General features: G+C 50.3%; 12 protein-coding genes. 6 read left to right on the top strand and 6 right to left on the bottom strand.

Annotated features, from left to right (window positions below; genetic code table 11):
* The first annotated feature begins 368 nt into the window (after positions 1–368).
* The gene (locus KDW_RS18770) at positions 369–1,091 is read left to right on the top strand and encodes a TetR/AcrR family transcriptional regulator (RefSeq protein ID WP_162005382.1); all 723 of its coding nucleotides are present in this window, start codon (positions 369–371) and stop codon (positions 1,089–1,091) included.
* 62 nt (positions 1,092–1,153) lie between these two features.
* On the opposite strand, the gene KDW_RS18765 is transcribed toward KDW_RS18770, so the two are convergent.
* A complete protein-coding gene (locus KDW_RS18765) occupies positions 1,154–2,995 on the bottom strand; it encodes a glycoside hydrolase family 15 protein (RefSeq protein ID WP_151757513.1) in 1,842 nt (613 codons plus the stop codon).
* A gap of 350 nt (positions 2,996–3,345) precedes the next feature.
* Between KDW_RS18765 and KDW_RS18760 the strand changes: the two genes are divergently transcribed.
* Positions 3,346–4,068 carry a dienelactone hydrolase family protein gene (locus KDW_RS18760; protein WP_151757512.1) on the top strand — a complete coding sequence of 241 codons (723 nt, stop codon included), beginning with the start codon at positions 3,346–3,348 and terminating at the stop codon, positions 4,066–4,068.
* 9 nt (positions 4,069–4,077) lie between these two features.
* On the opposite strand, the gene KDW_RS18755 is transcribed toward KDW_RS18760, so the two are convergent.
* The 3 genes from KDW_RS18755 to KDW_RS18745 form a co-directional block, all read right to left on the bottom strand.
* A complete protein-coding gene (locus tag KDW_RS18755; protein WP_151757511.1) occupies positions 4,078–5,403 on the bottom strand; it encodes a PP2C family protein-serine/threonine phosphatase in 1,326 nt (441 codons plus the stop codon).
* 59 nt (positions 5,404–5,462) lie between these two features.
* Positions 5,463–5,723, bottom strand: coding sequence for a hypothetical protein (locus KDW_RS18750; protein ID WP_151757510.1), 261 nt, complete (start codon positions 5,721–5,723; stop codon positions 5,463–5,465).
* Positions 5,724–6,563: 840 nt separating this feature from the next.
* Positions 6,564–6,941 (bottom strand): DUF4111 domain-containing protein, encoded by a 378-nt coding sequence (locus tag KDW_RS18745; RefSeq protein ID WP_151757509.1) that lies wholly within the window; start codon positions 6,939–6,941, stop codon positions 6,564–6,566.
* Positions 6,942–7,090: 149 nt separating this feature from the next.
* On the opposite strand from KDW_RS18745, the gene KDW_RS18740 reads away from it, so the two are divergent.
* From KDW_RS18740 to KDW_RS18730, 3 genes are all read left to right on the top strand, one after another.
* On the top strand, positions 7,091–7,513 hold the full coding sequence (locus KDW_RS18740) for an SRPBCC family protein (protein ID WP_151757508.1): 423 nt from the start codon (positions 7,091–7,093) through the stop codon (positions 7,511–7,513).
* A 364-nt stretch (positions 7,514–7,877) separates the two neighbouring features.
* Complete coding sequence (locus KDW_RS18735; RefSeq protein ID WP_151757507.1) at positions 7,878–9,188, top strand: serine hydrolase domain-containing protein; 1,311 nt, start codon at positions 7,878–7,880, stop codon at positions 9,186–9,188.
* Positions 9,189–9,411: 223 nt separating this feature from the next.
* Positions 9,412–9,921, top strand: coding sequence for a GNAT family N-acetyltransferase (locus KDW_RS18730; RefSeq protein WP_151757506.1), 510 nt, complete (start codon positions 9,412–9,414; stop codon positions 9,919–9,921).
* A 51-nt stretch (positions 9,922–9,972) separates the two neighbouring features.
* On the opposite strand, the gene KDW_RS18725 is transcribed toward KDW_RS18730, so the two are convergent.
* Entirely contained in the window at positions 9,973–11,676 is a 1,704-nt protein-coding gene (locus KDW_RS18725) for a pentapeptide repeat-containing protein (protein WP_162005381.1), read from the bottom strand.
* Between the two features lie 113 nt (positions 11,677–11,789).
* Positions 11,790–14,885 carry an FtsX-like permease family protein gene (locus KDW_RS18720; protein ID WP_151757504.1) on the bottom strand — a complete coding sequence of 1,032 codons (3,096 nt, stop codon included), beginning with the start codon at positions 14,883–14,885 and terminating at the stop codon, positions 11,790–11,792.
* Positions 14,886–15,060: 175 nt separating this feature from the next.
* Here KDW_RS18720 and KDW_RS18715 point away from each other — a divergent pair, with 175 nt between their 5' ends.
* Positions 15,061–15,894, top strand: a complete 834-nt coding sequence (locus KDW_RS18715; RefSeq protein WP_151757503.1) for a 5'-3' exonuclease — start codon at positions 15,061–15,063, stop codon at positions 15,892–15,894.
* The last annotated feature ends 8 nt before the right edge of the window (positions 15,895–15,902 follow it).

Here is a 15,902-nt window from a genome sequence, read left to right as displayed (position 1 = left end):
CAGAGGTTGAGCCACTCTTGCGCCCGCCAAGCGCACCAGGCTCGACCTTTTTTTCTGTCCATTTTCCCTATGCACACACTACTATTTTTATCCTCTATGAGGAAAGAAGAAGATGCCTGGTTAGAGTTTTCCCCTTACAACCTGGCCGCGCGTATTCCTTGCCAGGGAATGCCGTTACTCTCCTACCAGACATCACTCGATGATGAGTACTTCTAGTCTACCATAGCATTTCCTCCAGATGTATGAAAAAAGTATTAAAGAATCATCAATTTATAGAACTTGTGTTCTTATTCTCGTCTCCCCAATTGGTCACGATCAAAGACACATCACAAAGAGACTTGACGCATCATGACGATACTGGTAAAATAATGACTACACAGTCATATAATTACCAGACATTCAATTATCAGGTGCGGCTGTCACAGTCAGCTATCCTGGGAAGGGCAACCATGCCATCAATTTCTGCACACATCTCACTGAAAGAAAAGCAACGCGAAGAACGGGAAAAACTGATCGTGCAGACGGCGGAGCAGGTGTTGCTTGAGAAGGGGTATTATGAAACCTCAATGGAGGAAATCGCCACCCGGGTTGGCATCAGTAAGGGCACGATTTATCTGCATTTCAAAGGGAAAGATGAGCTGATCTCGGCGATTATACAACGTGATCTGCATACGTTTTTAGCCGAACTCGATACGATGATCGCCCAACATACCACTGCCCGCGCCCGCTTTGAAGCTATCCTCACCTTTCTTTACCAGGGTTTTATGTGCAAACACACACAACTACTGACCTCTATCTATAGTGGTGTGGATATCCAACACAAACTCCAGGAACAGAAGAACCTGTTTCGCGAGGTAATGGAATTTCTGTTTCTACGCATTCGAGGAATTATTGAAGAGGGCAAGGCGTCGGGCGAGATTACGACGGCTATTTCGACGCCGATTATCTTGCGCACATTCTGTGGTTTAATTACACCAAGAAGCTATGATGCGTTACTGGAACAGCACTATGACCTGTCCATCAGTTCGGATGACGCCATTCAGCAAATCGGACAAATCTTTTTTGAGGGTATTACGAATAAGCATCCGTGATGTCCAGGCCACACATCCCAGCAGAAAATGAAGAGACGTGTGGCTGCAGAGCGAGTACGTAGTTATCCTGTCAGGGTACCATTTAACGCGCGATCCATATTATAGCAGGCACTGATCAGAGCGAGATGGGTAAAGGCTTGCGGAAAATTCCCCAGTGCTTCGCCGGTCACACTGAATTCCTCGGCATATAAGCCAACATGATTGGCATAGCTCAACATCTTCTCCAGCACCAGACGCGCTTCTACCAGGCGTCCAGCACGGGCCAGCACTTCTACCAACCAGAAACTGCAGGGAGTAAACGTTCCCTCGGTGCCGCTCAGTCCATCGCTGGCAGCTTTATCAGGATTATAGCGATAGACGTGGGAATCACTGGTCAGCTCACGCACAATACGATCCAGCGTACTGATCATTTGCGGATCCGTGGGTCCACAAAATTTGGTCAGAACCATCAGAAGGGAACTGGCATCGATCTCATCACTGCCATAATATTGCACAAAGCTCTGCTTCTCCTTGCTCCAGCCATTCTCCATAATATCGTCATAAATTTCGGAGCTCACATTCGTCCATTCGGTCAGCGGTGCCGGCAGACCTCGATGGCGAGCGATACGGATCGCGCGATCAAAGGCGACCCAGCACATCACACGCGAATGCAGAAAGTTGCGCGGCCCACCGCGAACTTCCCAGATCCCCTCGTCAGGCTCGCGCCAATGTTCACCAAGCCAGGACATCAAGTGACGCAACTGTTTCCAGAGATCGTACGAGATATCTTGATGGCGATTAAAGATATAGATCGAATCCATCAACTCACCATAGACATCCAGTTGATTTTGACTATAGGCACCATTGCCAATGCGCACCGGAGCACTTTTCCGATATCCTTCCAGATGGTCCAGCGCCAACTCATCCAAATTGCGCTTGCCTTCAATCGAATACATCGGCTGCAGGGAACCATTTGGCTCTAACTCATGGCAACGTTGATCCAGCCAGCCCATAAACGCTTCAGCCTCATCCGTAAAGCCAAGGGTCAGCAGACCATAGAGCGTAAAGGAGGCATCCCGCAGCCAGGTATAACGATAATCCCAGTTACGTGGCCCCCCAACGCGTTCCGGCAAACTGGTCGTGGCCGCCGCCACAATAGCGCCGGTTGGAGCATACGTCAGCAATTTCAACACCAGCGCCGAGCGCTGCACCATCTCACGCCAGCGCCCCTGATAGGTACATCGGGACAACCAGCGCTGCCAATACTCCATCGTATCCTGAAAATCCTGTTGATAATGGCGATCCGTCAGAGGATGAAGTTTCGCATCACCCTCACTGGTACACTCCAGCAAAAAATAGGCGTGCTGATTCGCGCGCAAGCGAAACTGCGCCTGCACTCCACCCTTCCCATATTCCTTTAGAGGAACGGTCGTCGCCAGGCCAAGACAGATACTCTGGCTGCTAAAAATAGCACCGTGTTCACGAAAGTGTAGATTATGCACATCACGGGCATAATTACAGGAAGGCTGGCACAGCATCTCAAAGGGTAATGAGCCCTGCACTACAGCAACCGAACGGATAATATGATGAGGATGGCTGGTATCCCAGGCCTGTTTGATAGGCATAAAATCCGTGATTTCACCAATGCCTTCATCGGTCAAAAAGCGCGTGACTAAAATATTTGTTTCGGGATAATACAGTTGGTGTGAGCGTATCTTAGCAGTCGCAGGCAAAACAGGCGAAATCCGAAAGAAGCCACCTTTTTCAGCATCCAGCAACGCACCAAACACGCTAGGAGAATCGAAGCGCGGGATACAGCACCAATCGATAGAACCATTTTTACCCACCAGGGCGACCGTATGGAGATCGCCAATAATTCCATAATCCTCAATAGGCTGATAAGCAGCCGTGCGCGCATGTTCCATAGTTTGTTTCCTCAGATAATCGCGACCGAAAAGCCAGAGTCAAAGCAGAAGTCCAACGATCAAGTATTCCTATGAACTCACAGATAGCATCCACACAGAAATGTGCGCATAGCTTGCTAATCATAAGACGTTGCAAAAACCAACACAGAAGACAGTCAAACCTCAATGGGTGAGCCTGTCTCTCTTTCCCATGCCAGACAAGAGATTTTCTATAGCCAATTTGGAGGCGACAAGATTCATAAAACCAACGCAGCAGTATAATCAGGCGTATATAAAGAAAGAGGCGTACGCAAACAAACCAGGCATACTGGCAATAATACGCAACAAAAATTGAAGATAAAGGTACATACATGCTTATTCATTCACAAATTGTTGAATTCAAAGGGGAAGGAACATCAACCTACGGATATCTAGCCCATCCTAAAGGAGAGGGTATCTTTCCAGGGGTTGTCGTTCTGCAAGAGTGGTGGGGAATTGACACGCATATTCAACAGGTGACTGAACACCTGGCACAGGAAGGCTTTGCCGCCCTGGCTCCAGATCTCTATCGCGGTCAGGTCGCCACCACCATCGAAGTGGCGCGGCACCTCTCACAGCAACTCGATCAGGAACAGGTGTTACAAGAGCTCCAGCAGGCAATGCGCTATTTAGAACACTCGCCCCTGGTACAATCCGAAAAAGTCGGGGGTCTAGGCTTTGGTATGGGTGGCCATCTGGCCACGCTCTTAGCCTCAACAGGCATAACGCTGGGCGCGCTTGTCATCCTCTATGGCGATCACGACAATCCGGCCAATATCACACCTGAAACCTCCATCCATGACACCAACGCGCCCTTTTTAGGGATTTACGGTGGTCAGGACGAAACACGGCCTCAGGAATATATCAATGAACTCAAAGAAAAGCTGACCAGCATGGGGACACAACATCAGATCATCATCTATCCCCACGCGTCACGCTCATTTCTCAATCCTGACCGCGATACCTACCGGGCAGAGGACGCCAATGACGCCTGGCAACATACCGTATCATGGCTACGGCAACACCTGATCAACACCCAACCGCCGCAGCCATGAAGGCTGCCGCTACGGGAGATGGGCTATGACGATGCTGATGTTATCTGCGCCGCCACCGCGTAAGGCTGTTTGGACGAGGCGCTCACATAAGGCGTGTGGATTATCGCCACTACGTACAATGCGCTCAATCGCAGGATCACGCACCATCTCCCAGAGTCCATCTGAACAGAGCACCAGGCGATCATGGGCTTGCAGGTCAATCATAAAAGAGTCCACGTGCAACTCATCGCCCTGGCCAAGGCTACGATAAATTTTACTACGATCAGGATGGGTGTAGATCTCGTCCGGCGTAATCTCGCCAAAGGCCACCAGGGACGCCACCAGGGAATGATCACGCGTAATTTGAATCAGGCCAGCACTATCACGAAACAAATAGGTACGGCTATCGCCTACATTCACAATATAGGCCCGCATATTGATGATCAGTGCCGCCGTCAGGGTCGTTCCCATATCCACGCCATCAGCCTGACCACGGTGATAGATCGCCAGATTCGCCCAGTTGACTCCACCTACCAGCATATCCATAAAAAACTCATCACTGAACTCGCGTCCCATGATAATATTTTGCAACACCGTATGGGACATGGTTTGCATGGCAATCTGGCTTGCCAACTGCCCATTCTCATGGCCTCCCATGCCGTCCGCCACCACACACAAGCTAAATGGTAATAATTGACTCTGAAAGGTATAAGTCCCTTGAAACACCACCACCACACTATCCTCATTAGGGGCCGCACTCCTGGTCAGTCCTGTATGCCAGCCCACACCTATACGCAAAGGCTGAACGCGAGGATTATCCAGAGACGCAGCCACCAGAGGCGTCGTCGGACGCGGCTCGTGTGTTGGTCGCGTCGGAATCTCTGCCAGATCGTCTGGATCACGCCGCGTGGGTAGTGGCGGAGTAGGAGTACGTTGTGGCAACCGTAAACGCGGTACGGTCATGCTCAATGTATCAGTTGTTACCTGTGGAGAGGAAGTGGCCAGCGACAACTGCGGCGATGGCAACCAGGTAGCCGCCATCTGTTGTGAGAGCTGTAGCGAACGCTGTTTATGATGTTGAAAAAGTGCCAGACAACCACGCATAAGGACATACCATAGTACACCCCATAACACCGACCAGAGAAAAGCATTGCCCAACGGCATCGCAGCAGACATTCTGTCCGTAGCCCAGAGTGCAGGGAAAAGCTGGCAGGCCCGAATTAACAAAAGCCATGACCAGGGCGGGAGGCCGCCATCAGCAAAAAGAAAGAAGGCAGCCAGACACGCAATCCCAATCCAGGTCACATAGCGCAACCAGCGATGAATATCATACATAGTCAAAAATTCTGCAAACATGCCACATTCCTCTGGTATGCCCAAATGCTACACGCCACAAACACACACCTGGAAAAACACTAAGAAGCACTACCAGCAGTAGCAGGCTCAATCCAGGCGTTCGGTCCCTCCATCGCCTGGACATACAACTGGCACACCACCCTGGTCGCATCATCCTCGCCCAATTGATCAGCCAGGCTATCCTGACAGGTCCCAATACGATCCATTCGGGCATGGATAAAAGCATGGCGCGCCAATCCACTGGATAATCCTGACAATCCGTTACGCAGCGCAACCAGTTCTAGCTCGATCTGCTGACGAAGTAAAGCAACCTCACTCATCGGAAAAGACTCCTTGAACCAGACATATGTCGTGACGCTATCCACATCACCTACCACAAAAAAACATTTTATCTACAAATCCAACACACATTGTTTCGTCCAGGCCGACAATGCAAGGAACATGTGCTGAGTATAAGCGACAGGGATTGTCGATATCTCCCACTATGCTTCACAACTACAGCGCGAGGAGCAAAAAAAAGAGCCCGAATATCCTGCTATTACTAAAATATCGTCAAATTCATAGCCATCTGTACCATAACTATTGACAGCAAATGCAATATCAGGTAAGAATATGAACGTAAGTTAAAAGAAAATCGATCAAAGAAGAGAACGAATCGCAACCAGAGAAATGCAAGATAGCATCCCCAAATAGCAGGAAAAACCTCACACAACAACGCATAGATAAGAAGGTATGAAGGCTCCATAAAGCGGCAGGAAAAAGAAGAGAGCCGCATAATAATCTTTTCCAGGACAACAAGGAAACGTCTTATACGTCTTATACCATGTCTTCTAATATTTCTTCGTCTCAGAATTGGTAGGAGCAGCATCCTTTACAAATAACGGCATGCTCAATAACAAAAAACGCGTCTAACCGGGGAAACCAACGCACATGCCGCGTAATCCCTATTCAATGGGTACAACAGATGATGGAGGGAAGATTCGCAGAACGTCATGATGGAATACCACCACAGGTTCAAACCCAACAGCAAGCACAACATTGTCCTGCACGTACAATCCCGATTTTTCGCTCAATGCAATGATCGGAACGTAGGAAGGCAGAAACAGGAGTTGGCATCCTTGTGCTTCAATGCACCAGAAGATATCTGTCACTGGTACAGCTTACTCCTGCGCTTCACGCTGCCTGATAGCTTTTATCCTGGCATCGATATGGGTCAGCAGGTGTTCTGCCCTGGCTTGATCCAGGCTTGTATCAGTGACGCCAGCGCGTACATCCAGCGCGTGCTGAAGAAGATCGCGTTCAGGAACACGTGTGCTGGCCCACTCGATTGCAGCCGCTTTCGAGGTCCAGGATAAACCAGTGGGCAGACTCTTCCTCAGGACGATAGGTAACAGGTAGAAAGCCACCCAATGCCGCCGAACCGACAATATAGACTCCCACGATATGTTCTTGCAGATACTTTGAAGTGTTTCAACCACCTGGAAAGAATACGCCTGAATGTCGGGTGGTACCTGTTGAAAGCGAGTATCCAGCTTCATGAGCGCTTACGACCTTCCTTGAAGAATCCAGACAAAAAACATCCTGGCATCTATTGTACCAGAAGGAAAAATAAAGGACCGAAATTTTCCTGAATTGATGGTAGGCTTAAGCTGGTGATAACGAAAAGCATGAATGAAAGGAATTTAGTATGCACACCAGTATTTCAAAGATCACGATGAACGCGACAGCCACACGCGTGTGGGAAGCCATCACGAAACCAGAACTGGTCAAACAGTGGCAATATGGAACCAATCTTATAACCGACTGGCAGAAAGGCAGTTCAATTGTCTACCGCAATGAGTGGGAAGGCACTGTCTATGAGCAGAAAGGCACCATTCTTGAGATTGAGCCAGAAAAACTGGTGAAATTCACGTTGTTCGCCCCTCGTCCAGGCCTGGAAAATACGCCAGCGAACTTCTTTACCATGATCTATGCGATAGAAGAAGCCAATGGTCAGACAACACTGACCATCACTCAGGAAGATCCAAGAGAGCAGTCGTCCCAGGAACAGGCGGAAGAAAAGAACGACAACGGCATCTTAGCCGGTCTGAAAAAACTCGTTGAGGCATAACATTCACGCACAAGGGATCATGACGGCTGTGACCGCCATGATCCAGCATATAAAAGTCCTGGCGTCTAACACTAGACGATTGCATTTCGAGCAGGAATTCATTATGATTATAGATAGGATATAGTTCAGTGTCCTTTCGCCACGAAGATGCATTGCCGCGTGCTGCATGCCCCTTTGATTTTTATGTGCTCCACCATGAAGGTGTTGATGAGCGAGCATAGATATCGAGGAAACCCTTGTTTCGTCGAGCTCGTTCACCAGGCCATCCTGCCTCTTTTACGAATGATAGAGCGAACGAAACCAGATCCGAGGACACCCACATATAGCCTGCCTTTTTTCATCTCTTTCTTGTAAGGAGCATCCAATGAGACAGACTATCGACGCGTTAGTAGATGCACGCCTGAAAGGCAATGGTCCGGGAGCAGCAATCGGTGTTTTACAGGCTGGCCGCCTGCTCCATTGTCAGGGCTATGGACTGGCCTCCCTCGAATGGAATGTCCCCATTCGACCAGACACAGTCTTCCGCATCGCCTCACTAACCAAACAATTCACGGCCATGGCCATCCTGATCCTGCAAACACAGGGAACATTACACATTGAAGATACGCTGGCAACCGTGCTGCCAGATTGTCCGTCCACGTGGCAACATATCAAGGTAAGGCACCTGTTAACGCACACCTCTGGACTGGCCAACGTGGCAGAATTACCAGCATTTCAAGCCCAGACCGCCCGGCACCTCGCGCTAGAAGATGTCATCAATCTTTTTAAGCCATTGCCACTCCTGTTTGAGCCTGGTACAAACTTCTTCTATGGTAATTCCGGCTACCATCTGCTCGGTCTGATCATAGAACGCATCACCCAGACCCCGTATGAAGAATTCATACGCGACACCATATTACAGCCACTCGGCATGCGGCATTCCTACTTTCAGTGCCTCACGCCCATCATCCGCAATCGGGCCAGTGACTATATCACACAGGACAACAAGATTGTCCCGGCCCCTTTTACCAGCGCCATCAGTATGCACTCGTCAGGAGCAATGGAATCCACCCTTGAAGATCTCCTGATCTGGGAGCAGGCCCTGCATAACCATACCCTGATCGATGCCAGCACCCAGCGCCTGATGTTTACACCGGTACGCCTGGCCGATGGACGCTGTGTTGAATACGGCTTTGGCTGGTCTTTCTCAACCTATCGCGGAAAAACCCTGGCCTGCCATGGTGGCTGGACCAATGGTTTCCGCTCGCTGGTCGTGCGCTTTATTGAAGATGAGCTTACTCTCCTCATCTTAACCAACCATCGGGAGTTTTCCACAGAACGTATCGCCCTGGAGATCGCCGCCCAATACATCACATTTCCACCCATCACGCATCAGGCCCTCTCCCAGGAAATCGCGACCTTCCAAAAAATCGTTGGTCACTATGATATGCCCGGCTCACCAATAGAAGTCATCCAGCAAGAACAACGTATCCTCTTGAAAAAAGGCAGCAAAGAAGTGCCGCTCTTGCCCATCAGTGAAAACATGTTCATCGCCGAGAGCGACCATGATGTCGCCTATCACTTCACCGAAGAACGCAATGGAGCCTTCCACTCCCTGATCATCACCTATCCACTTCACTTTACCATCGCCACACGAAAACAACCGGCCTATGCGACAGCGTTTCCTGCTGAGTAAGGATGTTACAGGCAAACAGCAGACTGGCGGGCTCGACATTCTCAGTCGAGCCCGCCAGTCTGCTTTGTACAGTCGTGATTGCACGCGATAGGCATATGCTCTGCTCTTCTGTCCTCATAAGCCCGACTCGACTCAGAAGAACTATATATGCTCCCACTCAACATATATGATATGGTATAGTAGGAAACACACCAACATATGCGCAGAAAGAGGTTCCACTCCATTGAATATACTTGAAACAGATCGACTGATCCTCCGCCAGCTCACCACTGAAGATGCTGCATTTATCCTTGCTCTGGTGAATGAGCCCTCATGGATACGATTTATTGGCGATAATGGGATACGAACCCTTGAAGATGCCCGTACCTATATTATAAATGGGCCAGTGGCTATGTACGCCCGCGAAGGCTTTGGTCTGTACCTGACTGCTCTAAAAGAGGATCAGACTGCGATTGGCCTCTGCGGACTGATCAAAAGAGATTCCCTGGATGATGTGGATATTGGCTTTGCTTTTTTCCCCCGGTTCTGGTCCCAGGGCTATGCCTATGAAGCAGCCTCTGCGGTCTTAGCACATGGACAACAGGTCCTGGGCATCCAACGGATAGTGGCGATCACCTCCCTGGATAATCAGCGTTCAGCCCACTTGCTAGAAAAGCTGGGACTGCATTTTGAACGCCTGATCACGCTCCCCAACGATGTCGAGGAGCTGCGCTTATTTGCAACCGGAGTCTGACAAACGGTACATACAAATGTTAAAGGACTCTTCAGAAAGTTGCACATCGATTTATGTATGAAGAAAGCGGCGCAAGATGACGGTAACAATCAGGATGGTAAAGAGGAAGCCCAGCACGCGTTCAACCAGGGTTAAAAAGACCAGAATATAGTTCGCTGGTGGCTGGTTTAACCAGAATGCCTGACCATGAAAAGCACTTACACTCAAGGCCAGCGCAGCGTACCAGGTTAGCGGATGAGCGGGTTGCAGTATAAAACCAGTGATAAAATAGAGTAGTCCAAACAGGCAAATAGTCGAAAGATAAGTTGGAAGCAGTCTGGACAGTTGGTAGCCATAACCCGCAAAAATGTCCAGGCAGAGAAATCCCAACCAGAAAACCAGCAGGCGGATGCGCCTGTTCCAGGAAATTTTACGCTGGCGCGCCTGTACCCATAGGACACGGCACTGCAAACGATAGCACGAATATAGGAAGCGATGCGCCTCCTCATAGAGTCCATAATTTCGCAAAGCATGGGCCAACTGGTGATAAGCGCGCACAGCCTGGGAAACCAGATGTGGGTCAGGAGCGTCCTGACGTGATCCATCCAGCTGAAGTTGTCTTTCATCGCCAAGTTTGGTGATAACAGACCAATCAATACCTGCCAGATTAACAGCATCCCAATGGATATCGGCCAGCGAGGCACAATCAATCCCGGCGGCACGACTAAAAAGCACACCATCTAAACAGGTTAAGCGATCAAAAAAGGCACCTTGCAGGCTGGCACCAGCCAGATGAACGCGACTCAAGTCGGCACCTTCCAGATGCGCACGCCTGAGATCCGCCTGCTCTAAATGTGCGCCACGCAGATAAGCCTGCTGAAGTTGAGCTTGTAGCAAACTGGCCCCCGTGAGATACACCAGACTGAGATCCACTTTTTGTAGACTGGCATTGCGCAAATTCACTTCATCCAGATGGGCATCATGGAGATAGGCATGATCCAAACAAGCCAGGCTGAAATCAGCCTGCTGCGCAAAAATTTTACGTAAGGTGGCATGCTGGAAATCAGCTTTACTCAGATCACAACCCTGTAAAGTGGCTTCGCTTAGATCGGCATGCTGACATTGAACTTCACGCAAAGTAGCCCCGCGCAAGTTTGCCTTCCGCAGATCAGCATGCTGGAGGTGCGCACGCGTCAGTTGAGTATGCTGCAACTGGGCTTCACTCAGATCCGCCTGCTCCATAAAAGCATTGGTAAATCTGGTATGCTGGAGTTGCACGCGGTTCAAGATCGCGCCCTCTAGATGGGCGTGAGAAAAATCGCAATACTCCAATTGAGCCTGTGCCTGCAGTCGCTGTGCCGCAGTAGCCCCCGTCCATTCATCCCAGGTCAGCGCGGCCCGCAACCGTGCCAGCGGCAAAGCCTGAAGATGCACGCGACGCAGATCACTTCCGCGCACATCCAATCCCAGGCGCTCACGCTGACGCTCATCATTCCACTGCACTGGCCCTCGGTCATCCTCATGGTGAAGCAGTAACCACTCCAGATCAGCACGACTGAGCGCTATATCTTTAAAGGGATAGATTCCGCGCACAATATCGGGAAGGATAGACACGCGGTACGCCAGAAAGGCCTGACGATCACTATCAATCTCAGGCTCGGTGCGCCAGGACAGACCACAAGCCTGCCAATATGCTTGCCATTCCTCTCGATTCGTGCTGGAAGGACGCGCACTATCCTCCAGCCAGGGTTGTATAGGTTCAGTAGCATCACTCATGATTATTATTCCAGCATAAAATGTATGATCAGAACTATACATAGAAATGCTGGAGCAACACATACTATTGCTGCCCCAGCAAAAGAAACATCAGCCAGGTTAGATACCTGCTGTTAATCCTCGTTCAAACGCAATGCCTGACCGAGAGTGGGTCGAGAGACCACGCGCACCATCGTGGCCAGCGCGATCCCATAGAGGGCGACCATCGCGACTAATCCCCAGATCAAGGTAGAAGGAAAGATCAGGCGTGTTGGGAAGGCTGTTTGCAGAGCATACAACTGATCATTATTAGCCAGCGTACTATTCAAGTCCGTGAATGAAAGCGCGGGAATCATGGTATTCGCCAGCACCAGGCCAAATCCGATGCCCAGCAACAAACCAATCGTATAGACAATGGCCTGCTCCCAGGTCAGCATACTGGCCACTTCACGCGGCGTGGTACCAATCGCCCGTAAAACCGCAAAGTTAGTTAGACGCATCCGCGCACTCAACCAGGACGCCAGCAAATCACCAATCAAAGCCAGCAACAGGGCCGTAACCGTTCCAACCGCCATCAAGCCCGAAAGGATCAGGTACAGAGGATCAGTGTTTAAGGAAGCCAGGATCTGCCAGCGGTCCGACACATTTTGTAGCGCGTATTGCGGCTTCTTCAAAAAGGTACGGATACCGATCAGGGAGGCGTCATCGGACTTCGTGTGCAACCAGACATGATTGAGCGTCGGAACATCGGAAACAATAAACGTATCCTTCAAGCGATGCAGCTTATTGGTATACACCGTCTTATACGTGGTATAGTCCAGCAAGATCCCGCCGGGAACCACAGCACCCTTCCCGCCAACGCCAATGCGATCATTAATGGTGGGAATATGCGGCACAATCCCAATCACGACACAGGACATATCCTGTACATTCAAGCCGGCAATACGCACCGTCAACGCGGAATTAACGTGCAGCAGGAGTCGGCTGGCGGTATTCGCATCAATAACGACGGGAAGGACCTCCAGTTTGGTCGCCATTGTATCCCTGCGAACCATCTGTGTTAACAGGGCATTGCCCTGTTTCGCCTCATCCTGCGTGGGCCAGTTCACCGCCGCACCAAAGGTCGCCGCATCCACCGCCCGCATGTCCAGCGTAATACCGCCACCACGACCGCCAACCGCCTGCGTATCAAAGCCCGTACTGGTCGCCAGCACGCCTGGCACATTTTTATAGCGATTGATCAGAACTGCGGTATTATATTGACTGATGGTCGCATTATTTTCGCCACTGATATCAGCCCCGACCTGATAAATGGAGATATCCTGAATATGCTGGGCCTGCGTCGCCGTATAGACCAGCGTAAAGAGTGCGAATGCCGTGGCCAGCGCCAGCAGCAGCGTCATACGAATCGCCTGACGTGGTGTACGGCCGATTTGTGCCAGGGCCAGCATCGAGACTGCGCCACGACCACGTGCAACCAGCGAGGCCAACAAACGCAACAGCATGGGGAAGATCCGTAAGAACAAAAACATACAGCCAATGATCAGGAAAAACGGAGCAATAATCGACAACGGCGTCGCAATCAACGTCCTGGCATCGCCCTGAATAACATCACTGATCGCCGTTAGATAATACGAGATACCATAACCGGCCAGGGCAACCGCCGCCGCAATCACATCCAGATTCAAACGCTGCCAGAGCGGACGCTTATTCGAACGTGAGGATTGCCGCCGCAGCGCCAGTACATCCGAGCGCGACGCCGCAAAGATCGAGATCGCCATCGTCAGCCAGACTACCAGAATCACGGCCAGCGCATACCAGAGGCCTCTCTGCAGGGCCACCACGGGATTACTGGTAATGACATTGAGCGCATCACGCGAAGCGGCAGGCAGCATGCGTGACGCAATCGAAAAAATCAGGAAGACCGCCAGCGGTAAAGCCAGCACCAAAGCCACAATTCCCAGGCCGATACACTGTGTCATCAAGGCCCAGAAAATCTGGTTGCTACTCGCCCCACGTGACCGCAAAAGCGCGATCGCCTCCGCCTGACGATCCACCAGCAAATTCGTCATCAAACTCACAAAAAAGAGGATCAAGACCATAATCATGATCGTCAATACTGCCGCCGGAATCTGGGCCACAGAGATACGACTGCGAAAACGCTCCAGGTTACTGGGCTCCTCTGGATAACTAAACAGCGTACTGGAAAGATCGATTTTAGAAACAAAAGGAAAGGTACGCGCCGCATCCTCAACAAAGGTGCTATCCCCATAATCCGCCTGATACTGATTCTGTAGGGACGCGATATTGTTAATCAAAGCATCCAGGTTGCCAACCGTAGCCATGGTAGGGTTCAAATGATACGACCATAGCAGCGAATACGCACCCATGGTAGAAAATGTCGCATCCGCCTTATTCAGGGTCCTGACCTGCTCCACAATAGACACAAAACGCGTATCCGAGGTCATAAAGTCGTACGTATAAGACGATTGCCCCTGCACTGACACACTGGTCGGCTGATAATCATTGCCATGCCAGTACGCACTATTGGCTGGATCAATATCAAATAGACCAGACACGCGAGCAGTCACAAGTAGCTTCTGCTGAAGTGGAGATGGCTGATTAGAAAAAGCGCCCGGTATTGGTTTGGTATAGTAATTAAAATACAGTGGAATTGTCGAACCTATGTGTAAGCCCAGACGCTTCGCCGTCGTAGGCGTGATCATCACATCAAGCGCATTGGACTGAGCATTGGTTGGACTGGCCATCTGGCCCTGCACATGCGCCACGTGCGCCCGCGCATGCGCCATATTAACCGCATTGACCACCAAAGACCGCTTCTCCTTCGCAGGAGCCGCAAAAGAGAAATCCCCGATCGTCAGAGAAAACTCCGGCGCCTGCACATATGAACCCAGGCTCGGCTGGAGTAAGGTTTCAAACTGATCATGCACAGCCTTAATGGAAGCAGCGGACAGCCCGGCCGTATTCGACGTGGCCACAATCTCCGAATCATCGGGAGTTGAGCGCAGAGTGTTGCGCAGGCCCGCCGTCGTCATCACATCAGAAAACAGTGGGATAGAACTGGCGATAAGGACCGCTGCAATCATGCCCAGAGCAATAATGCTTAAAAGAAATCCTGTTTGTCGCCAGCGCCACAGTGCGAGTGTTACCACCGATGAGAAGGGGGAGAGACGACGATTACCTCGTTGAGATCGCGTTGATTTGAGCATAAAATCCTCTTCGTATTCAGGGACAAAGTAGATATGAGATAAAAATCTATCAGATAGAGTTTTAAATATGAATTGTGTACAGTATGCATCTATTTGCTAAGGTAGGTCAATGCTTAATGGACAGGATGGGTTCTAGCATGTACAATATTGAGAAAGGTAGAGGATAGAGGTCATTATGCCGCCGCTTGTGATTGTTGACGGACACAATTTATTGTTTCGGGCCGCCTTTGGTTTTCCGGTGCCGATTAAGAGTCGATCAGGAGTGGATCGGACGGCTACTTTTGGCTTTTTTTCGATTGCGCGCAAAGCTGCTGTGGAGATCGGGGAGGCCGAGTGGGTGGTCTTTTTTGATGGTGCGCAGGGTACAAGCGCACGGCTGGCAGAGGATGCCACCTATAAAGCGCAGCGTGTTCTGAAAGATCCTACCATTTTTGATGCGATGCCTGATATTAAAGCTGGCCTGGATCTGCTGCAGATTCGCTGGCTGGAACTAGAGACAACTGAAGCCGATGATCTGATCTCGACTCTGGTCGGTATGGAGGCGGAAAGTGGTCGGCAGATCTATATTATGTCGATGGATAAAGATTTCTATCAACTGGTCAATCAGACAACTGTGATCTTAAATACGGCCCGCAAGCGCGAGCAGTGGATTATCGGCCACGAAGAGATCCTGACCCAATATGGTGTTTTACCTACTCAATGGTGTGACTATCGTGCCCTGACCGGGGATCCTTCGGATAATATTCAGGGTATTACCGGCATTGGTCCACGCACGGCAGCACGTCTTTTAGCAGATGGGATGCTGCTTGAAGAACTGGTCGATAGCGGAAGATTAGGTGGCAGTATCGAAAAAAAAGTCCTGGCAGGTTGGGAAAAAGTGCTACAGAACAGGCATCTCTTGAGGATGCGTATGATTACGGATCCTCAATTATCTACCCTGACCAGCGGCACTATCACCAGCTGGTTACCAGCCAAAGATATTCTTAGCAAGCTGCAACTCTGGGATTAAAGCAAGCA

This window comes from Dictyobacter vulcani (assembly GCF_008974265.1).
Taxonomy (GTDB): domain Bacteria; phylum Chloroflexota; class Ktedonobacteria; order Ktedonobacterales; family Ktedonobacteraceae; genus Dictyobacter; species Dictyobacter vulcani.
The sequence above is the reverse complement of the archived record's forward strand: the minus strand, read 5'-3'. Positions and strand labels throughout refer to the sequence as shown.